The organism is Candidatus Pelagibacter bacterium nBUS_28 (assembly GCF_051200915.1).
In the GTDB taxonomy this organism is placed as follows: Bacteria; Pseudomonadota; Alphaproteobacteria; order Pelagibacterales; family Pelagibacteraceae; genus Pelagibacter.
Window position 1 is genome coordinate 35,767 of the sequence record NZ_CP172844.1, and the last position, 25,928, is coordinate 61,694.

At 29.1% G+C, this 25,928-nt stretch carries 25 protein-coding genes and 1 tRNA gene; 17 read left to right on the plus strand and 9 right to left on the minus strand.

The window, feature by feature from the left end; translation table 11 throughout:
- Positions 1-32: 32 nt before the first annotated feature.
- The 11 genes from ACIJYC_RS00165 (at position 33) to ACIJYC_RS00215 (ending at position 13,148) form a co-directional block, all read left to right on the plus strand.
- A complete protein-coding gene (locus ACIJYC_RS00165; RefSeq protein WP_435166396.1) occupies positions 33-1,187 on the plus strand; it encodes a glycosyltransferase family 4 protein in 1,155 nt (384 codons plus the stop codon).
- Positions 1,187-3,103 (plus strand): threonine--tRNA ligase, encoded by a 1,917-nt coding sequence (gene thrS / locus ACIJYC_RS00170; RefSeq protein WP_435166399.1) that lies wholly within the window; start codon positions 1,187-1,189, stop codon positions 3,101-3,103. The genes ACIJYC_RS00165 and thrS overlap by 1 nt, the downstream gene beginning before the upstream one ends.
- Positions 3,104-3,649: a translation initiation factor IF-3 gene (infC, locus tag ACIJYC_RS00175; protein WP_435166402.1), complete on the plus strand. Its 546-nt coding sequence runs from the start codon at positions 3,104-3,106 to the stop codon at positions 3,647-3,649.
- A gap of 53 nt (positions 3,650-3,702) precedes the next feature.
- The gene (gene rpmI / locus ACIJYC_RS00180; RefSeq protein WP_435166405.1) at positions 3,703-3,909 is read left to right on the plus strand and encodes a 50S ribosomal protein L35; all 207 of its coding nucleotides are present in this window, start codon (positions 3,703-3,705) and stop codon (positions 3,907-3,909) included.
- 2 nt (positions 3,910-3,911) lie between these two features.
- Positions 3,912-4,268 carry a 50S ribosomal protein L20 gene (gene rplT, locus ACIJYC_RS00185; protein ID WP_023649116.1) on the plus strand — a complete coding sequence of 119 codons (357 nt, stop codon included), beginning with the start codon at positions 3,912-3,914 and terminating at the stop codon, positions 4,266-4,268.
- 43 nt (positions 4,269-4,311) lie between these two features.
- Positions 4,312-5,379 (plus strand): phenylalanine--tRNA ligase subunit alpha, encoded by a 1,068-nt coding sequence (pheS, locus tag ACIJYC_RS00190; RefSeq protein ID WP_435166408.1) that lies wholly within the window; start codon positions 4,312-4,314, stop codon positions 5,377-5,379.
- Complete coding sequence (gene pheT, locus ACIJYC_RS00195; RefSeq protein WP_435166411.1) at positions 5,376-7,784, plus strand: phenylalanine--tRNA ligase subunit beta; 2,409 nt, start codon at positions 5,376-5,378, stop codon at positions 7,782-7,784. The genes pheS and pheT overlap by 4 nt, the downstream gene beginning before the upstream one ends.
- Before the next feature lie 5 nt (positions 7,785-7,789).
- A complete protein-coding gene (lepA, locus tag ACIJYC_RS00200) occupies positions 7,790-9,598 on the plus strand; it encodes a translation elongation factor 4 (protein ID WP_435166413.1) in 1,809 nt (602 codons plus the stop codon).
- 2 nt (positions 9,599-9,600) lie between these two features.
- Positions 9,601-9,690: transfer RNA gene (locus ACIJYC_RS00205), tRNA-Ser, on the plus strand.
- Between the two features lie 114 nt (positions 9,691-9,804).
- Complete coding sequence (locus ACIJYC_RS00210) at positions 9,805-11,865, plus strand: DNA gyrase subunit B (protein WP_435166416.1); 2,061 nt, start codon at positions 9,805-9,807, stop codon at positions 11,863-11,865.
- 2 nt (positions 11,866-11,867) lie between these two features.
- Positions 11,868-13,148: an ActS/PrrB/RegB family redox-sensitive histidine kinase gene (locus tag ACIJYC_RS00215; protein WP_435166419.1), complete on the plus strand. Its 1,281-nt coding sequence runs from the start codon at positions 11,868-11,870 to the stop codon at positions 13,146-13,148.
- On the opposite strand, the gene ACIJYC_RS00220 is transcribed toward ACIJYC_RS00215, so the two are convergent.
- Genes ACIJYC_RS00220 through ACIJYC_RS00230 form a run of 3 tightly spaced genes read right to left on the minus strand, consistent with a single transcriptional unit; the run spans position 13,145 to position 16,436 of the window.
- Positions 13,145-14,944 (minus strand): cobaltochelatase CobT-related protein, encoded by a 1,800-nt coding sequence (locus tag ACIJYC_RS00220; RefSeq protein ID WP_435166422.1) that lies wholly within the window; start codon positions 14,942-14,944, stop codon positions 13,145-13,147. The genes ACIJYC_RS00215 and ACIJYC_RS00220 overlap by 4 nt on opposite strands.
- Positions 14,945-15,919, minus strand: a complete 975-nt coding sequence (cobS, locus tag ACIJYC_RS00225; RefSeq protein ID WP_435166425.1) for a cobaltochelatase subunit CobS — start codon at positions 15,917-15,919, stop codon at positions 14,945-14,947.
- The gene (locus tag ACIJYC_RS00230; protein WP_435116712.1) at positions 15,903-16,436 is read right to left on the minus strand and encodes a J domain-containing protein; all 534 of its coding nucleotides are present in this window, start codon (positions 16,434-16,436) and stop codon (positions 15,903-15,905) included. The genes cobS and ACIJYC_RS00230 overlap by 17 nt, the downstream gene beginning before the upstream one ends.
- Positions 16,437-16,457: 21 nt before the next feature.
- Here ACIJYC_RS00230 and ACIJYC_RS00235 point away from each other — a divergent pair, with 21 nt between their 5' ends.
- Positions 16,458-16,718 carry a BolA/IbaG family iron-sulfur metabolism protein gene (locus tag ACIJYC_RS00235; RefSeq protein ID WP_435166428.1) on the plus strand — a complete coding sequence of 87 codons (261 nt, stop codon included), beginning with the start codon at positions 16,458-16,460 and terminating at the stop codon, positions 16,716-16,718.
- On the opposite strand, the gene aroB is transcribed toward ACIJYC_RS00235, so the two are convergent.
- Positions 16,707-17,813, minus strand: a complete 1,107-nt coding sequence (aroB, locus tag ACIJYC_RS00240) for a 3-dehydroquinate synthase (protein ID WP_435166430.1) — start codon at positions 17,811-17,813, stop codon at positions 16,707-16,709. The two genes, ACIJYC_RS00235 and aroB, sit on opposite strands and share 12 nt — an antisense overlap.
- Positions 17,800-18,312, minus strand: a complete 513-nt coding sequence (locus ACIJYC_RS00245) for a shikimate kinase (protein ID WP_435166433.1) — start codon at positions 18,310-18,312, stop codon at positions 17,800-17,802. The genes aroB and ACIJYC_RS00245 overlap by 14 nt, the downstream gene beginning before the upstream one ends.
- Before the next feature lie 57 nt (positions 18,313-18,369).
- On the opposite strand from ACIJYC_RS00245, the gene ACIJYC_RS00250 reads away from it, so the two are divergent.
- From ACIJYC_RS00250 to truA, 5 genes are read left to right on the plus strand one after another with little or no spacing between them, the layout of a single operon-like run.
- Positions 18,370-18,552, plus strand: coding sequence for a hypothetical protein (locus ACIJYC_RS00250; RefSeq protein ID WP_435166436.1), 183 nt, complete (start codon positions 18,370-18,372; stop codon positions 18,550-18,552).
- On the plus strand, positions 18,527-20,287 hold the full coding sequence (locus ACIJYC_RS00255; protein ID WP_435166438.1) for a hypothetical protein: 1,761 nt from the start codon (positions 18,527-18,529) through the stop codon (positions 20,285-20,287). Before ACIJYC_RS00250 ends, ACIJYC_RS00255 begins: the two co-directional genes overlap by 26 nt.
- A 23-nt stretch (positions 20,288-20,310) precedes the next feature.
- Entirely contained in the window at positions 20,311-20,826 is a 516-nt protein-coding gene (def, locus tag ACIJYC_RS00260; protein WP_435166441.1) for a peptide deformylase, read from the plus strand.
- A 3-nt stretch (positions 20,827-20,829) separates the two neighbouring features.
- Positions 20,830-21,753 (plus strand): methionyl-tRNA formyltransferase, encoded by a 924-nt coding sequence (gene fmt, locus ACIJYC_RS00265; protein WP_435166443.1) that lies wholly within the window; start codon positions 20,830-20,832, stop codon positions 21,751-21,753.
- Positions 21,754-22,494: a tRNA pseudouridine(38-40) synthase TruA gene (gene truA / locus ACIJYC_RS00270; RefSeq protein WP_435166446.1), complete on the plus strand. Its 741-nt coding sequence runs from the start codon at positions 21,754-21,756 to the stop codon at positions 22,492-22,494.
- Here truA and ACIJYC_RS00275 read toward each other — a convergent pair.
- From ACIJYC_RS00275 to dapD, 4 genes are read right to left on the minus strand one after another with little or no spacing between them, the layout of a single operon-like run.
- A complete protein-coding gene (locus tag ACIJYC_RS00275; RefSeq protein ID WP_435166449.1) occupies positions 22,474-22,965 on the minus strand; it encodes an SET domain-containing protein in 492 nt (163 codons plus the stop codon). The genes truA and ACIJYC_RS00275 overlap by 21 nt on opposite strands.
- 30 nt (positions 22,966-22,995) lie before the next feature.
- On the minus strand, positions 22,996-23,925 hold the full coding sequence (locus ACIJYC_RS00280) for a histone deacetylase family protein (protein ID WP_435166452.1): 930 nt from the start codon (positions 23,923-23,925) through the stop codon (positions 22,996-22,998).
- Positions 23,922-25,079 (minus strand): succinyl-diaminopimelate desuccinylase, encoded by a 1,158-nt coding sequence (dapE, locus tag ACIJYC_RS00285; RefSeq protein ID WP_435166454.1) that lies wholly within the window; start codon positions 25,077-25,079, stop codon positions 23,922-23,924. Before dapE ends, ACIJYC_RS00280 begins: the two co-directional genes overlap by 4 nt.
- Positions 25,080-25,086: 7 nt before the next feature.
- Positions 25,087-25,905: a 2,3,4,5-tetrahydropyridine-2,6-dicarboxylate N-succinyltransferase gene (gene dapD / locus ACIJYC_RS00290; RefSeq protein ID WP_435166457.1), complete on the minus strand. Its 819-nt coding sequence runs from the start codon at positions 25,903-25,905 to the stop codon at positions 25,087-25,089.
- Positions 25,906-25,928 lie beyond the last annotated feature (23 nt).

Genomic DNA, 25,928 nt, shown 5'->3' on the forward strand with positions numbered 1-25,928 from the left:
ATGTTTAATCTAATGTTATATAATCATATCAAATGTCATCTAATTTAAAAGTTTTACAAGTTATACCAAAATTAGGTTATGGAGGTGCTGAAACAGGTTGTTATGATATTGCTCATTATTTACCAGAAAATAGTTGTGGATCTTTTATTGTAACAAGTGGAGGAGAACTTCTTAAATTTGTTGATAAAAAAAAAGTAAAAATAATAAAACTTCCTGTACATAGTAAAAATCCTTTAATTATATTCATTAATTCTTTAGCTTTAGTTGCAATTATACTCGTTAAGAATATTTCAATTGTACATGCAAGAAGTAGAGCACCGGCCTGGTCTTGCTTGTTAGCGGCTAAAATTACAGGCAGAAAATTTGTTACTACTTTTCATGGAACTTATAATTTTAATAATAAAATTAAAAAATTTTATAATTCTGTAATGGTTAGGTCTGACTTAATCATAGCAGGTTCTAATTTTATTTTTTCTCATATCAAAGATAATTATACAAAATATCTTAATGCTAAAAAAAAACTTTTAGTTATATTTAGAGGAATTAATATCGACTATTTTGATCCAACTACCAAATTAGATAGTGATGAAAAAAAACTATTAATAAAATGGCAAATAGAAAAAGATAAAAAAATAATTCTTTTACCTGGCAGATTAACAGGATGGAAAGGACAAGAAGTTTTTATAGAAGCAATTAATTTAGTTAATATCGAACTTGGATACGAAGCTTTTTATGCTGTAATTCTTGGAAGTGATCAAGGTAGAGATCTATATAAAAAAAAACTTATTAGACTTACAGAACAATACAGATTAAATAACCAAGTTAAATTTATTGATCACTGTAATGACATGGCTTTAGCCTACAAAGTTTCAGATATAGTAATATCTGCATCAATCGAGCCAGAGGCTTTTGGAAGAGTTGCGGTTGAGGCTCAATCAATGGAAAAACTAATAATTGCAAGCGATATTGGTGGGTCTAATGAAACTATAATTGACGAAAAAACTGGTTTTTTATTCAAGTCTAACAATGCAAAATCATTAAGTAAAAAAATTTTAAAAGTTCTTTCTATGGATGAAACACTGTTACAATCGATAGGCAAAGAAGGAAGAAAAAACATAATTCAAAAATTTAATGTTGAAAAAATGTGCTTTTCTACTTATTCAGAGTATAAAAGAATATTAAATTAATGCCTATAATTACCTTACCAGATGGAAATAATTTAATATTTCCAAATAAAGTTACAGGTCTAGATGTAGCTGAAAAAATTAGTAAGTCACTTGCCAAACAAGCTATGGTTATAAGTGTCGATGGTGATTTAAAAGATTTAGATTTTTTAATAGAAAAAGATTGTTCAATTAAAATTTTTACGTCAAAAAATCCTGAGGGCCTAGAAACTGTAAGGCATGATACTGCACATATATTAGCAATGGCAGTTCAAGAATTATTTCCAGGAACGCAAGTTACTATAGGACCAGTTATTGAAAATGGTTTTTATTATGATTTTGCTAGAAAAGAACCTTTTACTGAAGACGATTTAGAAAAAATTGAAAATAAGATGAAAGAAATTGTGGACAGAAATGAAATCACAAAAAGAGAAATTTGGGAGAGAAATAAAGCTATTTCACATTTTAAAGAAAAAGGTGAAACGTATAAAGCAGAGTTGATTGAAGCAATCCCAGAAAATGAGGATGTATCTATTTATTTCCATGGTGATTGGCACGATCTATGCAGAGGTCCACATCTTTCTTCAACAGGTAAAATTGGAAAATTCTTTAAACTTACAAAAGTTTCTGGAGCTTATTGGAGAGGTGACTCAAATAATGAAATGCTCCAAAGAATATACGGTACAAGTTGGGCAACACAAAAAGATCTGGATGAATATTTAAAAAGAATTGAAGAAGCTGAAAAAAGAGATCACCGAAAACTTGGAAAAGAAATGGATTTATTTCATTTTAGAGAAGAAAGTCCTGGGTCAGTATTTTGGCACGAAAAAGGTTGGGCTTTATTTCAAAAATTAATTAATTATATGAGAGCTAGACAGGACGCTGCTGGTTATAAAGAAGTGAATACACCAGAGATATTGGATAGACAATTGTGGGAAAAATCTGGTCATTGGGAAAAATACGGTGAAAACATGTATACCTCAGAAACTCCAGACGAAAAGGTATTTGCTATTAAACCTATGAATTGTCCTGGGCATATTCAGGTATTTAACCAAGGTTTAAAAAGCTACAGAGATCTACCTTTACGTATAACAGAATTTGGAAAAGTACATCGCTATGAACCTTCTGGAGCATTACATGGCCTACTAAGAGTGAGAGCATTTACTCAAGATGATGCTCATATATTTTGTTCCGAAGATCAAATTACAAGTGAATGTTTAGAAGTAACTAATTTAATTTTAGATATTTACAAAGATTTAGGTTTTGAAAATGTAATTCTAAAATATGCAGATAGGCCAGATGTAAGAGTTGGTGATGATGAAGTTTGGGATAAAGCCGAGGCTTCTTTGCTCGAGGCAGTCAAAGCATCTAAGTTGGAATATAGTATTAACAAAGGCGAAGGTGCATTTTATGGTCCTAAAATTGAATTTGTTTTAAGAGATGCAATTGGAAGAGATTGGCAGTGTGGAACTTTGCAAGTTGATTTAAATTTACCAGGAAGATTAGATGCCTCTTATGTTGACAAAGATGGAACCAAAAAGGTTCCTGTTATGCTTCATAGAGCATTATTTGGTTCATTAGAAAGATTTATTGGAATTTTAATTGAAAACTATGCTGGAAAGTTTCCATTTTGGATATCTCCTTTGCAAACTATGGTGATACCTATTTCAGAAGAATTTAATGACTATGCAGTAAAAGTATCAAAAAAAATAAAAGATGCGGGTATTAGTTCATCGGTAGATTTAAAAAATAATAATTTAAATTACAAAATTAGAGATCATTCTTTAGCAAAAATACCGGTTTTATTAATTTGTGGTAAAAAAGAAGTTGACTCCAACTCGGTAACGATTAGAAGGTTAGACTCGAACAAACAAGAAAATATGGATTTAAATTTATTCTTAAAAACTTTCTCTGCTTTAAACAAAGCATCCTCAAACTAAGTGGCAGATTTTAAACAAAATTACTTTCAAAGAAGAACAAAAGACAGAGGTCCTAGATCTAATAATAGAATCTCATCTCCAGATGTTCAAGTTATAGCAAGTGGTGGTGAAAATCTCGGCGTCATGAATACCAATGAGGCAATCTCAATGGCAAAAAATCAAGGATTAGATTTAATAGAGATAGCTGCTAATGCAAATCCACCTGTTTGTAAGATTATGGATATGGGTAAGTTTAAATACGATGCCCAAAAGAAAGCAAATATTGCTAAGAAAAAACAAAAAATTGTTTTATTAAAAGAGATTAAAATGAGACCTGTAACAGAAACTCATGATTATGATTTTAAGGTTAAAAATGCAAAAAAATTTATTGCCAAAGGGGATAAAGTAAAATTTACTGTAAGATTTAAAGGTCGTGAATTACAACATTCTCACTTAGGAAAAGAATTGATGGATAAGATCAAAGAAGACATGAAGGATATTGGTAAGGTAGAATTACACCCTAAGTTCGATGGTAAGCAAATGATCATGGTAATTCAGCCTTTATAGGCCTTAATATGGGTTGTAAATTTATATCAATCTTTGTATAACACCGCAGAATTATGCCAAAATTAAAAACAAAAAGCTCAGCTAAAAAAAGATTTAAGATATCAGCCACTGGCAAAGTAATGACAGCCCAAGCTGGTAAAAGACATGGCATGATTAAAAGAACGAATTCTCAAATAAGAAAATTAAGAGGTACAACAACTATGTCTAAGCAAGATAGCAAAATTGTTAAATCATACATGCCCTACAGTTTAAGAGGTTAATAATGGCAAGAGTTAAAAGAGGCGTAACTAGCAAAGCAAAACATAAAAAAGTTTTAAAGGCTGTCAAAGGTCAATGGGGTAGAAGAAAAAATACTATCAGAGTTGCAAAGCAAGCGATGGAAAAAGCGATGCAATACGCCTACAGAGATAGAAGAAATAAAAAAAGAGATTTTAAATCTTTATGGATACAAAGAATTAATGCTGGAGTTAGAGCTGAAGGTTTAACTTATTCTAAATTTATCAATGGCCTTGGAAAATGTGGCATAACAATCGATAGAAAAATTCTTGCTGAAATTGCTTACGATAGCCCAGAAGCATTTAAAACAATTGTTCAAAAAGCTCAATCCGCTTTAAATTAATCTTCGCTATTGTTTTTATTTCTTAAGGAAATAATCTATCAATATGTCAGACTTAAAAAATATTCAAAATGACTACTCGGCTAAACTTAACAATAATTTAAGTTTAGAAGAAATCAATCAAATCAAGACAGAGTTATTTGGCAAAAACGGTTTGATATCTTCTCAATTCAAAAATATCGGCTCTATACCAGAGACAGATAGAAAAAAATTTGCATCAGATCTTAACCAAATTAAGGATGAGTTGCAAAATTTAATAACTAATAAAATTAATGAAATTGAATCAAAAAAAATAAATGAAAAATTAGAAAAAGAAAAAATGGATTTAACTCTTCCCGAAAGACCTTTTGTGAGAGGTAAAATTCATCCTGTTTCACAAACTATAGATGAAATTTCATCAATTTTTTCTGAGATAGGTTTTAGTGTTGAAGAAGGCCCAGATATTGAAAATGAGTATAATAATTTTACTGCTTTAAATACTCCTGATAATCATCCAGCAAGAGATATGCATGACACATTTTATCTTGATAAGAATAAAGAAACTTTGTTAAGAACTCACACGTCTCCAGTTCAAATTAGAACAATGTTAAAAAATAAACCTCCATTTAAAATTATTGCACCTGGAAGAACTTACAGGTCAGATAGTGACCAGACACATGCGCCAATGTTTCATCAAGTAGAAGGTTTGCATATAGATAAAAATATAAATATGGGACATTTAAAGGGTTGTTTAAATTATTTTATTAAAGAGTTTTTTGAGGTTGAAAAAATTAAAATGAGATTTAGACCAAGTCACTTTCCATTTACTGAACCATCCGCAGAAGTAGATATTGGTTATGAAATTAAAGATGGGAAAATTGTTATTGGAGAAGGTGACCAATGGCTTGAAATTTTAGGGTGCGGAATGGTTCATCCTAATGTTTTGAAAAATGTAAAAGTTGATCCATTAAAGTATCAGGGATATGCATTTGGAATAGGAATTGATAGATTGGCAATGCTTAAATATGGTATTAATGACCTGAGAGCTTTTTTTGATTGTGATTTTAGATGGTTAAATCATTTTGGTTTTGATCCTTTAGATGTACCAACAAATTATAGAGGATTGAGTAGATGAAGATCACATTTGATTGGTTAAAGGATCATTTAGACACAAAATTAAATGAAGATAAGCTTTTAGAACAACTAACAAATATTGGGCTTGAGGTAGAAAGTGTAGAAAACTTATCAGCTGGTCTTGATTTATTTAAAGTAGCAAAAATTTTAAAGACAGAAAAACATCCAAATGCTGATCGACTAAAAGTTTGTGACGTTGATGTGGGAGAAAACGAGATAAAAAAAGTTGTGTGTGGTGCGCCCAATGCAAAAGAAGGATTAATTACAATATATGCCCCACCTGGAGCCATTGTTCCAAAAAGTAAAGTAAAATTGGTGGTAGCTAAAATTAGGGACGTTACTTCTTACGGGATGCTTTGTTCTGAGTCTGAATTAAATTTATCAGACGAAAGTGATGGAATAACTGAATTGTCATCAAAAAAATATGAAAAGAGTATTGGAAAAAGTTATTTTTCAAAATCAAATTCCAATCTTATAGATCTGTCGATTACTCCTAATAGGCCAGATTGTCTTGGTGTTAGAGGAATAGCAAGAGATCTTGCTGCCTCAGGTTTTGGAAAATTAAAAAATTTAAAAGAAAAAAAAATTAAGTCAAATGTGAAACAAATTATAAAAGTTAAAATTAATAAAGAAAAAAATCAAGCTTGTAGTTCTTTTGGTAGCTGTTTAATTACTAATGTAAAAAATACTGAAAGCCCTAAATGGTTAAAAGATAAACTAGTTTCAATTGGACAAAAACCAATTTCAGCAATAGTTGATATTACTAACTATGTAATGCTTGATATTAATCGTCCACTACATGCTTATGATGCAGATAAAATAGAAAAAGGTATTGTAGTTAGAAATTCAAAATCTGGTGAAGAGTTTGCAGCTCTTGATAATAAAAGTTATAGATTAGACGACGGGATGTGTGTGATAAGTGATGGTAAGGGTGTATTGGGATTAGGTGGAATTATTGGAGGCACAAGATCAGGCACCGAATTTGATACTAAAAATATTTTGTTAGAGTCAGCATATTTTGAGCCTAGATCTATTAGAAGCACATCAAAAAAATTAAACTTAGATACAGACGCAAAGTTTAGGTTTGAAAGAGGCATTGATCCATTATCTATTGAAAATGGATTAAATAAAGCAGCACTATTAATAAAAGAGATTTGTGGGGGAGAAATTAGTAAAATTGATATTCAAACAATTGAAACAGCAAAAGCTAAAACCATAAAATTTGATACTAATTTATTTGAAAAAATAACAGGATTTAAAATTTCAATTAAGGAAATGCTTAAAATCTTAGAAGACCTTGGTTTCAAAATTAAAAAAGAACAAAAACATTTAAAATTAACCATCCCAACTTGGAGACCAGATATTTCACAGGAAATAGATGTTGTTGAAGAGTTGGTAAGGATAACTGGTTATGATAAAATAAAAACTATAGATCCAATCAAAGAAAGAAATAAATCTACTTTAACTCAGTCACAAAAGTTATTTCATTTTTTACAGAGAGCAATTGCATCTAAAGGATATTTAGAGGCTATAACTTGGTCATTTACTGACTCAAATTATAACAATCATTTTAAAGATCAAAGTGAGGAAATTAAAATAGTAAATCCCATAAGCTCAGAGTTGGGAGTTTTGAGAAACTCAATTTTTTCAAATTTAATTATGTATATGAATAAAAATTTAGATAGAGGTTTTAAAGATTTATCGATATTTGAAATAGGACCAATTTTTACTGGTTCAAACCCTGGTGAACAAAACACAGTAGTTTGTGGTTTATCAGCAGGTAAAAGATCAAGATTATCATGGATTGAAAAAGAGAGAAATGTTGATGTATTTGATGTTAAAAGAGATGTAGTCCAAACTTTAATTGAAGCAGGATATAATTCAGATAAATTTTTTATAGATGATGAGACACCAAATTATTATCACCCAGGTAAGTCAGGCAGGTTATTTTTAAATCGAGGCAAAGATCAAATTGCAGCATATTTTGGGGAGATTCATCCAAATATTATAAAAAATATAGATATTAAAACAGATTCATTAGTTGGATTTGAAATTTTTCTAGATAATTTAAAATTACCAAAAAAAACATTAAAAGACCAAAAAACTAAATTTGAAGTATCAGACTATCAAAAATCTGAGAGAGACTTTGCTTTTGTAGTTGATAAAGAGGTTAAAGCTCAGGATTTAATTAATGCTATTTCAAGTGTGGATCAAAAACTGATTAGTGATATCAAAGTTTTTGATGTCTATGAGGGTGAAAATATTCCAGAAAATAAAAAATCAATAGCAATTAGTGTGACTATACAATCATCTGAAAAAACATTGAATGATGGTGATTTAGAAAACATCAATAATTCTATAATTAAAACAGTTGAAAATAAAACTGGCGCTAAGATACGATCTTAAAGCAAATGAGTAATATTGATAATATTAGAAACTTTGCAATTATTGCGCATATTGATCATGGTAAATCTACAATAGCAGATAGAATAATTCATAGCTGTGGAGGGCTTACAGAAAGAGAAATGAAAGCTCAAGTATTAGACTCAATGGATATTGAGCGTGAAAGAGGAATTACAATCAAAGCTCAAACAGTTAAACTTAATTATAAAGCAAAGGATGGTAAAGATTATATTTTAAATATAATTGATACTCCTGGTCATGTCGATTTTAGTTATGAGGTAAGTAGATCCCTTTATGCTTGTGAGGGATCAATTTTAATTGTTGATAGTACTCAAGGAGTAGAAGCACAAACTCTTGCAAATGTTTATCAAGCTTTAGATATAGATCATGAAATAGTACCAGTTTTAAATAAAGTAGATCTCCCTGCATCAGATTTAGATAGAACAAAAAAACAAATAGAGGAAGTAATAGGTATAGATACAGAGAGTGCAATTCCTTGTTCGGGTAAAACAGGAGAGGGTATTGATGATATTTTAGAAAAAATTATTACAGCTTTACCTGGACCTAAAGGTAAAAGTTTAGGAGATTTAAAATGTTTATTAGTTGATAGTTGGTACGATACTTACTTAGGAGTTGTTATTCTAGTCAGAGTTATTGATGGTAAAATTTCAAAAAATATGAAAATTAAAATGATGTCAACCAATCAAGAATATATTGTTGAAAAAGTAGGTGTATTTACGCCAAAAGCTACAGATATCAATGGATTAAATGCTGGAGAAATAGGTTTTATAACAACCGGAATAAAAGTTTTATCAGAAACAAAAGTTGGTGACACAATATGTGATGCTACAAAACCTTTAACAGAAGCGCTTCCTGGTTTTAAACCTAGTAAGCCTGTAGTTTTTTGTGGATTATTTCCAGTAGATAGTTCTGAATATCAAAAGTTAAAAGATGGTTTAGCCAAACTACAATTGAATGATGCAAGTTTTTCATTTGAGCCTGAGTCTTCTTCAGCATTAGGACTAGGTTTTAGATGTGGGTTTTTAGGATTGCTTCATTTAGAAATTGTTACGGAAAGATTAGAAAGAGAATTTGATGTAAACTTATTAACAACAACTCCAGGGGTAGTATATAAAGTTTATATGAATAGTGGAGATATAATAGATCTCCATAACCCTTCAAGTTTACCGGATCCAACTTTGATTAAGTTAATTGAAGAACCTTGGATAAAGGCAACAATAATTACCCCAGACGAATATTTAGGCTCAATTATGAAAATGTGTCAGGATAAAAGAGGAATACAAACTAATTTAAGTTATTCAGGAAATAGAGCTGTAGTAAATTATGAACTACCATTAAATGAAGTAGTTTTTGATTTTAATGATCGTTTAAAATCTATGACTAGTGGATATGCTAGTTTTGATTATGAAATTATTGAACATAGAGAAGGAGATTTAGTAAAACTTGGAATTTTAGTTAATGCTGAACCAGTAGATGCTTTAGCAATGATGATTCACAAAGATTTTGCCCAAAGAACTGGAAGAGAAGTTTGTGAAAAACTAAAAGATTTAATACCAAGACATAATTTTATGATACCTGTTCAAGCAGCAATTGGAGGAAAAATAATAGCTAGAGAAACTATTAAAGGTTTTAAAAAAGATGTTTTAACCAAAATTCATGGTGGTGGAGCTACAGACCGAAAAAGAAAACTTCTTGAAAAGCAAAAAAAGGGTAAGGCCAGATCAAAACAATTTGGAAGAGTAGAAATTCCCCAGGAGGCATTTATTGGTGTTCTCAAGATATCAAAAGAAAAATAATTGGAGAGGTGGCCGAGTGGTTGAAGGCGCACGCTTGGAAAGCGTGTAAAGGAGCAATCCTTTCATGGGTTCGAATCCCATTCTCTCCGCCATTAAATAAGCCTTTATTTGCAGTCCTAATTAGCTTTTTTTTACTTAATTTAGTGAAGATAAATCAGCATTTTTTATAAAAAATGTTATAATTTTTTTTTCCAATAATTTAAAAAATGACAAATAAAAATACATACCAAGCAGATTCCATTAAAGTTTTAAAAGGTCTTGAAGCAGTTAGAAAAAGACCAGGGATGTATATTGGAGATACAGATGATGGAACTGGTTTGCATCATATGGTTTATGAAGTGGTTGATAACTCCATAGATGAAGCTCTAGCAGGTCACTGTAAAAATATTAATGTGAGAATTAACTCTGATGGAACTATTACTGTAAATGATGATGGTCGAGGAATTCCTGTTGATATGCATAAAGGAGAAAAAAAATCAGCTGCAGAAGTTATTATGACCCAACTTCATGCTGGTGGTAAATTTGATCACAATTCATATAAAGTGTCAGGAGGACTTCATGGAGTGGGTGTTTCCGTTGTTAATGCTTTGTCTGAGTCATTACAATTAGAAATTAACAGGGATGGAAAAAAGCACTTTATAGAATTTAAAAACGGTGAAGCAAAAGCACCGTTGAAAGTCACAGGAAAATCTAAAGAAACTGGGACTCAAATAACATTTTTGCCATCAAAAGAAATATTTTCTTCCATAAAATTTAGTGCAAATATTCTGATCAAAAGAATGAGAGAGCTAGCCTTCTTGAATAAAGGTATTAAAATAATTTTTACTGATGCTAGTTTAAAAAAAGAGAAAGTATCTGAATTTAAATTTGATGGTGGTGTACTCGAGTTTGTAGATTTTCTAGATGAAAAAAGAGATAAACTACAAAATAAAAATGGAAATGATTTATTTAAAAAACCAATCTATATAGAAGGAAAAAAAGACAATATTGAACTCGAATGTTCTTTAAAATGGAATGCAAGTTATGCTGAAGACATTTTTCCTTACACAAATAATATCTATCAAAAAGATGGTGGAACACATTTATTAGGTTTTAGAAGTGCACTAACAAGAGTTATTAACAAATATGCAAATGAACACAATCTTCTAAAAAAAAACAAATTAGCTATTTCAGGAGATGATATCAAGGAAGGGCTTACTTGTGTGATATCTGCAAAAATTCCAGATCCAAAATTTTCATCTCAAACTAAAGATAAATTAGTTTCTTCAGAAGTTAGAATGATTGTTGAAACAGTTGTAAATGAAAAACTATCTATATGGTTTGATCAAAACCCTTCAGTTGCAAAAATAATTCTTGCAAAAGTTATTCAAGCGGCAATGGCAAGAGATGTAGCCCGAAAAGCTAGAGAAAATGTAAGAAGAAAAGGTGCTTTAGAATTAAGTGGTCTTCCTGGAAAACTTGCAGATTGTCAAATAGGAAAACAAGAAGGCACAGAATTATTTATTGTAGAGGGTGATTCAGCTGGCGGCTCAGCTAAACAGGGCAGAAATAGAGCTAATCAAGCTGTCCTACCTTTAAGAGGTAAAATTTTAAACACTTATGTTGAGGATTTAAACGGTAAAAAGAATGGGAATGGTGATAGTTCTGAGCAACAAAGAACTAAAGCTTTATCAAAAATGATTTCATCTAATGAAATAGTTACTTTAATCAATGCCTTAGGACTAGATCCGAAAGTACTGGAAATAGATTTAAAAGATCTAAGGTATGGAAAAATTATTATTATGACAGATGCTGATGTAGACGGATCACATATTAGAGCTCTTCTATTAACTTTTTTTAACAACAAACCATTTAATAAATTAATTGAAAATGGACATGTTTATTTAGCTCAACCTCCTTTATTTAAAATAAATAAAGGAACCAAAGGAATATATATTAAAGATGAAAAAGAGTTAGAAGATTATATTGTTAATAACAATAAAGAATTAAAAAAATTAAAAAGAGGATCTAAAGAGTTTATTAAAGAATTAGATTTAGAAAAATCAAAAATGAATATTCAAAGATTCAAAGGTTTAGGGGAGATGAACCCAGAAGAATTATGGAGCACAACTCTTGATCCAGAAACAAGAAATCTACTACAAGTACAGTATTCAAAAGATTTTAAAAAAGATCAAAGTCTAATACATACATTAATGGGTAACGATGTTGCTTTGAGAAAAGATTTTATAATTTCTAACGCAATTAATGTACAAAATCTTGATATATAATAATGAAGTTTTTTGAAACTTCAAAATATCATTTCTTTAAAAAATCAACCTATATAAGCTTAAGGTGGATTGGAATAATAGGACAATTAATTTCAGTTAACTTTGTTTATTTTTTTTTAAATTTTAATTTTAATTTTATTGTTTGTAATTTGGTTATTCTTTTAGGTGTTTTAAGTAATCTATTTTTAATCTTCATATATAAAAAAACACAATTATCAGACAGATCAGCTTTTATTTTTTTAGTAATCGATATATTGCAATTAGGTGCTTTACTTTTTCTAACAGGAGGAATTACCAATCCATTTGTTATTTTTTTACTGATACCAAGTATTTTTTCTTCATCAAATTTAAGTTTTAGAACTAATTCCCTATTAGTATTTCTTACAATAGTTACAATTTTTATACTTACATTTTACTCTTTAGATTTACCGGCTCCGATTAGTGATCATTTTCATGTTAGTCCTTACTATTTCTACTCAATTCCAATCGCTTTAATAATTGCCTTAATTTTTTTAAATTATTTAGCCATGTCATTTGGAACACAATCTAGATTAAGAAGAGAAGCACTGGCAAAAATGGAAGAGGTGATGGCTACTGAACATGAACTTTTATCTTTAGGAGGTCAAGCTGCAGCTGCAGCTCATTCACTTGGAACTCCTTTGTCTACCATAAAGATTATTGCTCATGATTTAGAAAAACAATTTAAAAATCAAGATGATGTTAAAAAAGATATTGAGCTATTGTCCAGCCAGGTGGAAAGATGTAATGAAATTCTAAAACGACTAACTTTAAACCCTGTAGAAGAAGATGAGTTCATTGATAAAGATCTTTCAATGAAAGACTATTTAAGTGAAATTATTGCATCATTTAAAGAGATTAGTCAAAAAAAGTTTATTTTTAATTATGATCAATTTTCAAACCAAAAAAAAATAACTAAATCTATAGAAATTGTATATGGCTTAAGAAACTTTATTGGGAATGCTAATAAATTTTCTAAAAATAAAATTTATATAACCTTAAAAAGTGATAGTGAAATTACAGAAATTGTCATTGAAGATGACGGTAATGGTTATCCAAAAGATATCTTATCAAAAATTGGTGAACCATATTTAAGAACTAAAGATCCTATCGATAAGTCGAAAACAGGTCTAGGATTAGGGTTGTTTATTGGAAAAACACTTTTAGAAAAAAATTTTGCTTCAATTAACTGTAGAAACTCAAAAACTAGAAGTGGGGCAGAAGTAATTATTAAATGGAATAATAAAGATTTATTTAATATTTAGTGAAATTTTCTTTTAGTTTCAAATAAAGAACTTAATTGAGATATCATAACATCTCCCAGTTCATTTACATCTGTAATTTTAATCGCCTTATCATAATATCTCGAAACATCATGACCAATACCAATTGCTAAAACTTCAATTTCAGTTTTTGTTTCTATGAATTTTACCATTTTCTTTAAATGTTTCTCTAAAAAATCTCCTGAATTTACTGAAAGAGTGGAGTCATCTACTGGAGCACCATCAGAAATTACCATCATAATTTTTCTTTCTTCTTTTCTCTTCTTAATTCTATTGTATGCCCAAGAAATAGCTTCTCCATCAATATTTTCTTTTAACAAACCCTCCTTCAACATGAGTCCTAAATTATTTTTAGCTTGTCTCCAGTGAGTATCAGCACCTTTATAAATTATATGTCTTAAATCATTTAATCTTCCAGGAGTTTTGGGTTTAGAATTTTTATTCCAAAGCTCTCTACTTTGTCCACCCTTCCAATTTTTTGTTGTAAATCCTAAAATTTCAACTTTCACAGAACACCTTTCTAAAGTTCTAGATAAAATATCAGCGCATATTGCAGCTATTGTGATAGGTCTTCCTCTCATTGATCCAGAATTATCAATCAATAAAGTAACGATTGTATCTTTAAAATCTAAATCCTTCTCTTTTTTAAATGACAACGAATTGTACGGATCCATAATAATTCTTGGTAGCTTAGAGCTATCAAGTAAGCCTTCTTCTAAATCAAAATCCCATGCTCTATTCTGTTTTGCAAGCAACTGTCTTTGTAATTTGTTTGCAAGTTTAGTTATGACGTCTTGAAATCCTACTAGTTGTTGATCCAATGTTTTGCGAAGCTTTGTTGCCTCATCTGCATTCTCTAATTTTTCTGCTTTTGTTACTTCATCATATTGTGTTGTAAAAATTTTGTAATCTAAATTGACATTATCAAGATTTTTTTGAACAATTTGTTCTGAACTTTGTTCATCGGACTCAATATCTGAAAGCTGTTCATCAAGATTAAACTCATCAACATTATAATCAGCATCTAAAGTGGCTTGTGTTTCCTGATCATTATTCTCATCTTTATTGTCTTCCTTGTCTTTATTCTGGTCATCGTTTGAGGGATTGTCTTGTCCTTGATCTTGATTTTCATCTTTTTTTTCTTCGTCCTCTTCAGTTTGAAAAATATCCATTTCCTCTAAAATTTGAGAGAATCTTGAACTGTAGTTTTCTTGATTTTCTAAATTTTCTTGTAAAAATTTTTTATGTTTTTCTACTGATTGTTCAAAATCTTTTTTCCAAAAATTTAACATTTTAGTTGTTAAAGGATTTAACTTTATCTGATGAAAATTTTTAAGCATATAAAGCTCGAATGCCTCTGTTACGGGCACGTCTTCTTTTGTTTTTAGCTGATCTTTTCTTTTAGTACTAATGATATGTGAGTAATTATGTTGAAAATTTTTTTCAATTCCTTTTAGCATTTTACCACCCAAGGCCTCATATCTTATTTTTTCAGCAATATTATAAAGAGATCTTGATGAAGTATTAGAGGGAAGGTTTTTTTTATAAACACTTTCATCAGAAAATTTTTTTTTTAAAGCAGAAGAATCTGTTTCAGCACGTAATTTAATAAAATCACTTGGCTTAGTTAAGTTGTCAATTTCGATTGGGCTTAATTCTTTTTTTTTATCTTTTTCTGATGATTTACTTATTAACCCAAAATCATCTGAAATTACTTTTGCTGTTGAAGTTAAAGCAAGTCTGAATTTTTCTTTTAAACTATCTATTTTACCGCTCATTTAAATTTGAATATTCATCAATGATTCTGGAAGTTCCTCACCAAAACATCTTTGATAATATTCTGCGATAGTATTTTTTTCAATTTCATCACATTTATTGAGAAAAGTAACTCTAAAAGCATAACCTGTATCTTTAAAAATTTCTGAATTTTCTGCCCAATGCAAAACTGTTCTGGGACTCATTACTGTTGATATATCACCTGCGATAAATCCTTTTCTGGTTAAAGAGGCTACTTTTATCATATTAGCAACTTTTTCTTTTCCTTTAGCGTTATTCAGATTTTTATTTTTTGCTAAAACAATATCTAATTCTCTATCAAGACTTAGATAGTTTAGAGTAGTGACAATATTCCATCTATCCATTTGTCCTTGATTTATTTGTTGTGTTCCATGATAAAGACCAGTGGTATCACCCAATCCAACAGTATTTGAAGTTGCAAACAATCTAAAAAATTTATTTTGTTTAATTACTTTATTTTTATCCAGAAGAGTAAAATTACCTTCTGCCTCCAAAACTCTTTGAATTACAAACATTACATCTGGTCTACCAGCATCATACTCATCAAAAACTAGTGCTACCGGATTTTGTATTGACCAAGGTAAAATACCTTCATTAAATTGAGTGACTTGTTTTCCATCTTTAAGAACGATTGCATCTTTGCCTATCAGATCTATTCTACTTACATGACTATCTAAATTTACTCGAATACATGGCCAGTTTAATCTAGCAGCGATTTGTTCTATATGTGTTGATTTTCCAGTACCATGATATCCTTGAACTAAGACTCTTTTGTTGTGAGCAAAACCAGAGACTATTGCCATCGTAGTATCTCTATCGAATTTGTAACTTTTGTCTATTTCAGGAACATATTCATTCTTTTCTGCAAAAGCATCTACTTCCATTTCAGAGTCGATTCCAAAAGTTTGTTTTAATGAAACTTTTATGTTGGGTTGAATATTAAGATTTGGAGTCAATTTTATCTCTATAAGTATTTTTAAGTTGAGTGTAAGCTAAAGTTATTAATTTTAGTTTTTCTTCATATTTTTTGTTTCCGGCATTTATATCTGGGTGATATTTTTTGACAAGTAATTTGAACTTATCTTGAACTTTTTCCCACTTTAATCCCACTGAAATTCCCAATATACCAAAGGCTTTGATATCCTTATGGTTAAATTTAAATTGACGCATATGATTGTAGTCACCATTAATTTTATCTTTGTCTAATTCATCCCTTAAAGTGTTATTCCACAGAACTTTGAAGAAATTATCAGAAGAGCTAAAGCTTTGAGTGGGTTTGTGCCAAATCATATCTGATTTTAAGAAATTCAAGACTTGATCATCATTCATTCCTGAGAAATAATTCCAATTTTTATTAAACTCTTTCACATGTTCTAGACAAAGCATTCTATATTTTTTACTATTATCTTTTTCAACAGGTGCTCTGTAGTCACCAATTTCATTACAATTATTCCAGTCGCAAATATTTTTCATGATGTATAATAGATTTAGTTTATGGATATAAATGAGTTAATTGCAATTGTAAAAAAAAAACTTACTGACCAAATTGATATCGAAAGTATTAAAATAGAAGATAAATCTTTTCTTCATAAAAATCATGCTGGTAATCAAGAGGGTAGATATCATTTAAAAATTATTCTGAGTTCAAGTGAATTAAAGGCTTTAAGTAGAATTAAAAGTAACAAAAGAGTTTATAAAATTTTAGATAAAGAATTGAAAGAACATATCCATTCAATACAAATTTTAATTTCTTAATTCATTTTTCAGAAACTTAGATAAATTATTTTTTTTATACTCTCTGTTTATAATTGGATATCCAATTTTTTTTAATAAAACTAAATTAATATTACTTGAATTATTTTTTTTATCTTTAGCCATAAAAGATAATATTTTATTTAAATCTCGAGTCTTAAAAATTTTTTTTATATTTGATGGTAAACTTGCTTTTGAAATGTGCTTTAAGATTGAATAATAGTCATTTTTTTGAATTAAATTATTTTTTAAACTAAAGCTTAATGCACTTTGCATGCCAAGTATTACGGCTTCTCCATGGTTAAGTTTTTTTGAATAACCCAAAGAAGCTTCATAAGCATGAGCAAATGTGTGACCAAAATTTAATATTTTTCTTAAGCCTTTTTCTTTTTCATCTTTTTCAACAACATTTTTTTTTATTTTACAGCTTTCGTATATAGCTCTTTCAATAAATGGAGATGAAAGTTTTAAAATTCTATTACTATTTTTATCTAAAAATTTATAAAAACTTTTATTGGCAATTAAAGAATGTTTTAAAATTTCACCATAACCACAAATCAATTCTCTTTTTGGTAAAGTCTTTAAAAATTGAACATCTGATATAACCAGATTTGGTTGATAAAAACTTCCTATTAAGTTTTTTCCAAATTTAGTATTTACTCCTGTTTTTCCTCCAATCGATGAGTCTACTTGAGATAAAAGTGTAGTTGGAATATTGATAAATTTTAATCCTCTTTTAAATAGACTGGCTGCAAAACCACTTATATCTCCAGTAATACCCCCGCCAATAGATATAACACAATCCTCTCTTGAAAAGTTTTTGGTTAGTAAAATATCCAAAATTTTGTTTACGCTTGTAAAATTTTTGTTCATTTCATTAGCTTTAAAATAATGAATATGAAGCTTTTTTTTGTTAAGAGATTTTTTAATCTTTGAAATAAAATGTTTAGAAATATTTTTATCGATAACGAGCAAACATTGTTTAAAGTTTATTGAATTTTCTTTTAAAATTTTTGATATACCAGATCCTAAATTTGAACCAATAATAATTGAATATTTTTGAGTTTTAGTATTAATTTTTAACTTAATGGGTTTCATAATTTTTTAAAACTTTTTTAACAATTTCATTTTTTGACAATTTATCACATTTAATTTCATATAAAGCTTTAGAGTAAATGTTAGATCGTTTTTTTATTAAATCAATCAATTCATTTTCTGTTGAATTAATAGCCAGGGGTCTTTTTTTACTATTTTTAATTCTATTCAGTAATGTTTCATTATTCCAGTTTAGCCAAAAAGAGATGTGGTTTTTAAGAATTTCTTTTCTAATTACTTTATTCATAAATGCTCCACCACCGAGTGATACGACAACTGAATTAAATTTTAATAATTTGAGAGTTGTTTTTTCTTCAAATTTTCTAAAATAATCTTCACCTTTTTTTTCAAATATTTTGGATATAGATAAGCCCAATTCTCTTTCAATCTCTTTATCTACATCTATGAATTTGATCTGTAATTTTTTTGCAGTTAGCGAACCAATAGAGCTCTTCCCAGATCCCATCATACCTAAAAAAACAAGATTTTCTTTTGATTTCATAAGTTTCTTTATTGAAAAAACACAAATATGTCTTAATTTGAAATTAACTAAAGTTATATGCAATTCAATAAAAATACAAGTTCAAGCAGAACCAATGTCATTGCAATAATTATAAAATCTATGATTGGTCTTATAGTTATATTAGGACTTGTTTTTTTTATAAACAAAGTTGATTTCCCAGCTCCTAAAAAAGAAATAGAAAAAACTATTCCAAATGAAAATTTCAAAATTGTTAAATAAGAAAAATTTATCAATTGTAATTTTTTCTCTAATTTCTCTCTCATCGCTTGCAGAGGATAAGCCTGTAGATATTTGGAATTTAGAAAAACAAGAGTCTGAGACTATTTCCGAAGAAAATTTATCAATTGAAAATAAACAAGAGGTATCTGAAAGCAGTATTTATAAAATGCAATCAGATAAAAATGAAGTCTCTATAAAGTTAGACCAAGAACTTACGTCAAAAACAATTAAAATTGCAGGATTATACGATCCACAAGAATATGGTTTGGATATAAATATGTGGTCAAATTCTGATGGTTCAACACTTAAAAAACTTTTTAACAACATTGATAAATATGAACTTTCAAAAGATGCCTCTGAAATTCTTAATATTTCATTATTGACGAATGCTTATTATCCAAATCAAAATATTACTGATCAGGAATTTCTAAAATTTAAAACAGAGTGGCTCATTAAAAACTCTAACTTAGATTTAATAGAAGAATATCTTATCAAGAATCAAGTCACTAACCTTCATCCAGAGTTAATGAGATACATGGTTGATAGATATTTGTCTCAATCAGATGTTAAAAAATCATGTGAAATATTCTCTAAGATCAAAGAACCTCTTGAAGATGAGTATTTATCAAAATTTAATTTATATTGTTTAATTAATTATGGAAAAAATGAGGAAGCTCAATTAATTTTAGATTTAAAGAAAGAGTTAGGTTTTTCAGATGAGTATTTCGAAAATAAAATAAATTACTTATTTGGATATAATGATGAGGCAAATAAAGAAATTTCTGAAAATTCAATTCTAGATTTTCATTTAGCCCATAGAACTAATCCTGAATTTAAATTTGAGCCAAATAAAGACACACCTAAATTAATTTGGAAGTATTTATCGTCTTCTAATTTGCTATATAAAATTCAAGATGTAGAGATTACAGATATAGAAAAAATTTCGACTATTGAAAAAGCAACCCATGATAAAAATTACTCAGAAGAAGAGTTGTTTGAGTTTTATAAGCGATTTCAATTTAATATAAATCAGCTGTTAAATACTAAAGAGTCATATAAATCCCTATCATCCATTGAAGGGAAAGCTTTAGTTTATCAAAGATTGCTTTTGACTGAGGAGCCAAAACTAAAACTCGAATTAATGAAAATTCTAAAAGATATCTTTAAATCTGAAGGTATCGAGGATGCTTTTGATGAAGAACTTAGAAAATCTTTAAAGCAAATTGATGAAACAGATGTACCATCTAATTTCACTACTTTTTATAATCAGTATTTAAAAAGTAATGAAATCATTAATAAAAGAATAAAATATAACAATAAAATATTACACCAATCCAAATTGGTAAATTATTTTAATGGAGATTATGCAAAATCGAAAATTGAAGAAGATCTTGATAAATTTTTAAAAAAAATAAAAAAAGATAAAAAATACTCTTTATCTAAGAAAGATATAATTTTTCTTGAAGCTCTAAAGTCTGATGGAATTGAAATCTCAAAAAAATATGAAAATCTTTATAAAGTTAACAAATCAGAGATGCCTTCAGATATTCAGAAAATGCTTGATAATAAAGAAATTGGAGCTGCATTACTTAGAGTTATAGAGGTTATTGGACCTGAGAAAATTGAGGATATAGATGATGATACAGTTTATTTTATAATAAATACACTCAACCAATTAAATACTGACTGGATTAGGAATAAACTTTTATTAAAAGTTCTTCCTTTAAAAGTTTAGAAATTATAATAAAATAATTCGTAATGGCTGTTAAAACTATAATCACTGAACCAAATAAATTGCTTAGACAGATTTCAAAACCTGTTGAAAGTGTTGGTAAAGAAGAACAACAACTGATGAGTGATATGTTGGATACAATGTATGAAGCCAATGGCATAGGCCTTGCAGCAATTCAAATAGGTATCCCAAAAAGAATTATAGTAATGGATATTGGTAAGGAAGAAAAAAAAGAACCTAGATATTTTGTTAATCCAGTAATTATGAACAAAGACTCAATCAAAAACACACATGAAGAAGGATGCTTGTCAGTACCCGATCAATTCGCAGAAATAGATAGACCAAGTAAGTGTGAAGTAGAGTACCTTGATTATAATGGAAAAAAACAATTGTTAAAAGCCGATGGGTTACTTGCAACGTGTATTCAGCACGAAATGGATCACTTAGAGGGAATATTATTCATTGATTATCTTTCAAAATTAAAGAAATCTATGATTATAAAAAAACTATCTAAATTAAAATCAAATACAGCGATCCTTTAATTGATGGCTAAAAAGATTGTTTTTATGGGTACACCAATGTTTGCTGTTCCTATTTTAAAATCATTGTATCAAAATGGATACCCAATATCTGAAGTGTATACTCAACCTCCTCAAAAATCTCAAAGAGGACAAAAAATAAATAAATCACCTATTCAAGGAATTGCTGAAACTCTAAATTTAAAATTTAGAACTCCAAAATATTTAAAAAATAATGATGAGGAATATGACTATTTTAAAAGTTTGGATGCTGATCTTGCAATAGTTGTTGCTTATGGTCAAATTATTCCAAAAGAATTTTTAAGTTTAACTAAAAAAGGATTTATTAATATTCACGCATCTTTGTTACCAAAATGGAGAGGTGCAGCACCCATACAAAGGTCTATAATGAACCTTGACAAAGAAACAGGAGTAAGTGTTATGAAAATAGCTGAACAACTTGATACAGGTCCAGTATGTAATACTTATAAGATAAACTTAGAAAATAATTTAAATGCAAGTGATGTATCTGATAAATTATCTTTAATAGCAGCTGAAAAATTATTAGATAATATTGATGATATTCTTGAAGATAAAGCAAAATTTATTGATCAGGATCATTCAAAAGCGACATATGCTTTTAAAATTCAAAAAGCTGAGGGTGAAATCAATTGGAATGATCAAGCAAAAAACATTATTGGAAAAATAAATGGTCTATATCCTGTGCCAGGTGCTTTCTTTATATACAAAGGTGAAAGATATAAAATTTTAAAAGCAGAAATTGGCAATGGGATTGGAAGGCCAGGGGAAATTGTTTCTGATTATTTAGAGATTGTTTGCGGTGACAAGCAAACAATAAAGATTCAAGAGATCCAAAGACAAGGAAAAAGGCCACAAAATATCGGTGAATTTATGCTTGGTTCACAAATAAAAAAGGGTGCAGTAATCTAAGTGATCAGGTATCAAATACTTATTGAATACGTTGGTACTGATTTTAGGGGATGGCAAATTCAAAAAAAAGGCTCAACTATTCAAGGTCTTATTCAAGAAAATCTCTCAAAACTTTTAAAAGAAAAAATAATTTTAAATGGTTCGGGTAGAACTGATACTGGCGTTCATGCAATTGAGCAGTCAGGTCATTTTGATAGCAAAAAGGAGATTCTAGACTTAACAAAGTTTTTAAAATCAATTAATCATTTTATAAATGATCAGGGTGTTGCAATTAAAAAAATTAGAAAAAGAAGTAGTAAATTCCATTCAAGATTTTCTGCAAAACAGAGGATTTATAAATACATAATTTTTAATCAATTAAGTGCTCCTGTTATTGAGAAAAAAAGAGGATGGCATGTAAGAAAACCATTGGACTTAGATTTAATTAAAAAAGGAGCTAAGAAATTAATTGGAACTCACGATTTTTCTACTTTTAGATCTTCAAGTTGTCATGCAAAAAGTCCTATTAGAACAATTAAATCGGTAAAAGTTAAATCATCAAAAAACAAAATAGAAATAGAATTTAGGTCGCAATCTTTTTTACAACAACAAGTTAGATCGATGGTTGGTTGTTTGAAATATTTAGGTGAAAATAAATGGGATTTGAAAAAATTTAATAAAGTTTTTAAATCTAAAAAAAGAGTTCTTTGTGCTCCACCAGCACCCCCAGAGGGACTTTTTTTAACGAGAGTTATTTATTAATTTACTTTTATTACTCATAGCAAACTTTTTATTAATTCGCCATCTTGATTCAGATCGTACTATATAACCACAACAATTTTTAGATTTGCACTTACATGGGAACTGTTTGTAGTTTTCATCAAAGCCAAATCCATAATCACAAGTAAACTCTTCTCCCTTTTTTATATTCTTAATTGCCTTAACCCAAATCTTAAGACCTTTACCATCATAGTCACAATTATTATCACATGAATGATTAATTAAACCTGCTGTATTCCATGAAAAGTCTCCATCTAGATCGTATCTCTTATTAATAGTAAATAAATAAATTGGTTTACCATTATCATATTTATCTGACTCCTCAGTTTGCTTTTTTGTAATTAGTTTTCCAACATAATCAATTATTTTGGTTCCTTCTTTGATATCTCTTGTTGCGTATAGACCTCTACCTTTTTTATCTATGTCTGACTTTTTAATTCTATAAGGACTCATACAAGTTTTTTAGAGATTAAATTTGAATTATCAATTAAATTCTATTAGAGCATCCATATGTCTTTTAGTACTATCTTGAAGAGCTTTAAGATCATAGCCTCCTTCAAGAATTGAAACTACATTTCCATTACACATAGATTTAGAAATTTCCAATGTTCTTTTTGTTAATTGATAGAAATCTTCTGATCCTAGTCTTAGTTGAGCTAAAGGATCGTCAATATGTGCATCAAAACCCGCAGAAAACAATAAAAATTCAGGTTTAAACTCCTTCAATTTTTTTAAAACAAGTTCATATGCATTTAAATATTCTTTAGCAGTGGTGCCAGCTTCAAGTGGAATATTTAAAACATTATTAAATTTACCTGTCTCTTTTTCTGAGCCAGATCCAGGATAGTAGGGGTATTGATGTGTTGAAATATATAGCACTTTTTCATTATCATAAAAAATGTTTTGGGTTCCATTTCCATGATGAACATCAAAATCAATAATTGCAACTTTACTATACTTATATTTTTCAATTAAATAGTTAGCACCAACAGCAACATTGTTATAAATACAAAATCCCATCGCTTTATCTTTTTCTGCATGATGTCCTGGTGGTCTTACAGCACAAAACGCATTTTTAAATTCTTTCTGTTGAACACCATCAATAGCTGAAATTATTGATCCAACAGCATCTTTAGTAGCTTCTTTACTTCCAGATGAAACAACTGTGTCCCCATCAAGAAACGCTAAACCATTTTCTGGAAATGATTTACTTACGAGATCAATGTATTTAGGAGAATGTGTGTTAATTAAAAAAGATTGATCAAATTTAGCTGGTTTTTTCCAAATTAATTTTTTGTTATCAATTTTTTTAAAATTATCAATAACAGCTGTTACTCTATCAATTTTTTCTGGATGTCCTTCGCCTGTATTATGATTTTGATAAGTATCAGAGGTAACTAGACCAGTTTTCACTTAAAATAATTTTGTAAAATATTTGAATAAATCAAAGTAAGTTTTTTTAAATCAGACAACGAAACAGCTTCATCTACTTTATGCATTGTCTTACCAACTAAACCAAATTCTAAGCATGGGGCTATTTTTCTAATAAATCTAGCATCAGAAGTACCACCTGTTGTTGACAGTTGAGGTTTGATTTTTGTAATTTTTTTAATGATATCTCTAATCATAAAAGTTGTATTATTTGGCTTAGTAAGAAATGCTTCTCCAGACACACTATAGTCAATTTTATATTTTGATTTATTTTTATTACTTATTTTTTTTATAATTGTATCAATTTTCTTTTTTATAGAATTTGAAGTGTGTTTGTTATTAAATCTGATATTAAATTTAGCATTAGCTAACCCTGGGATTACATTATCTGCTGAATTATCAATATTTATCTTAGTAATCTCAAGATTTGTTGGTTGAAAATCTTTTGAACCATTATCAAATTTAATCTTTTTAAGTTCATTTAAAATTTGCACAAGTGCTGTTGATGGATTATTTGCTCTTTGAGGATAAGCCACATGACCCTGAACACCTATAATTGAAAGTCTACCATTCATGCTTCCTCTTCGTCCTATTTTAATCATTTCACCCAATTTATTAGGATTAGTAGGTTCACCCACTAAGCAAAAATCTATTCTTTCTTTTTTCTTTTTTAAATAATCGACTACTTTTTTAGTCCCATTGATTGCCACTCCTTCTTCATCTCCTGTAATTAAAAGACTAATAGAGCCATTAAATTTTCTTTTATTTCCAACAAAATTACTTACTGCCGAAACAAATGCAGCGATTGAACTTTTCATATCATTAGCACCTCTTCCAATTAGATGTCCTTTTTTAACAGAGGGTTTAAAAGGGTTTACTGTCCAATCTTTTAAATTTCCTGCAGGAACAACATCCAAGTGACCTGCATAACAAAAATTTGGACCTTGATTGCCAAGTCTTGCGTAAAGATTTTTTACAGGTTTGCTGTTCTTCTCATTGAACTCTAAAATTTTAGTTTTAAATCCAAGTGTTTTAAGTTTTTTTTCTAAAAACTTCATTATTCCAGCATCAATAGGTGTAACTGTGGGGAATTTAATTAGCTCCTTAGCTAATTGAAGTTCATTAATAGTTGGCATTATAAATTTATTCTCTCAATAAATCGTTAATCGAAGTTTTAGATCTTGTTTTTTCATCTACTTGCTTGATAATTACTGCACAATATAGAGCGGGACCTTTACCATCTTTGCTTGGCAAACTTCCCGGAACTATTACTGAGTAGGGTGGAATTTTTCCATAGATTACTTCTCCAGATTCTCTATGAACAATTTTTGTAGACTGACCAATAAACACACCCATAGATAATACGGAACCTTCACCTACAATTACTCCTTCAACTATTTCAGAACGAGCTCCAATGAAACAATTATCTTCTATAATTGTTGGATTAGCTTGCATCGGCTCAAGTACACCACCAATTCCTGCGCCACCAGAAATATGACAATTTTTTCCTATTTGAGCACAAGAACCTACAGATGCCCAAGTATCAATCATAGTACCTTCATCTACATAAGCTCCAATATTTACAAATGATGGCATCAAGACTACATTTTTACCAATAAACGACCCATGTCTAATAGCTCCGTTAGGTACGTGTCTAAAGCCAGCTTTTTTATGTTCTTCTCTTCCCCAACCAGCTGTTTTCCCTCTTACTTTGTCCCACCAAGTAGCGTAAGGACCAGCAAGTGTTTGCATTTCATTAGTTTTAAAGCTTAAAAGAATTGCTTTTTTAATCCATTGATGAACTATCCACTCATTATCTTTTTTTTCAGCTACTCTTAAAGCACCATTGTCAACAAGTTCTACTGTATCTTTAATTGCACTTAATATTGATTGGTCAGATTGACCATTAATTGAGTCTTTATTGTCCCAAGCTGTATTGATAATATTTTCAAATTCTTTCATAGTTTTAATTTAATGTTTGTAAG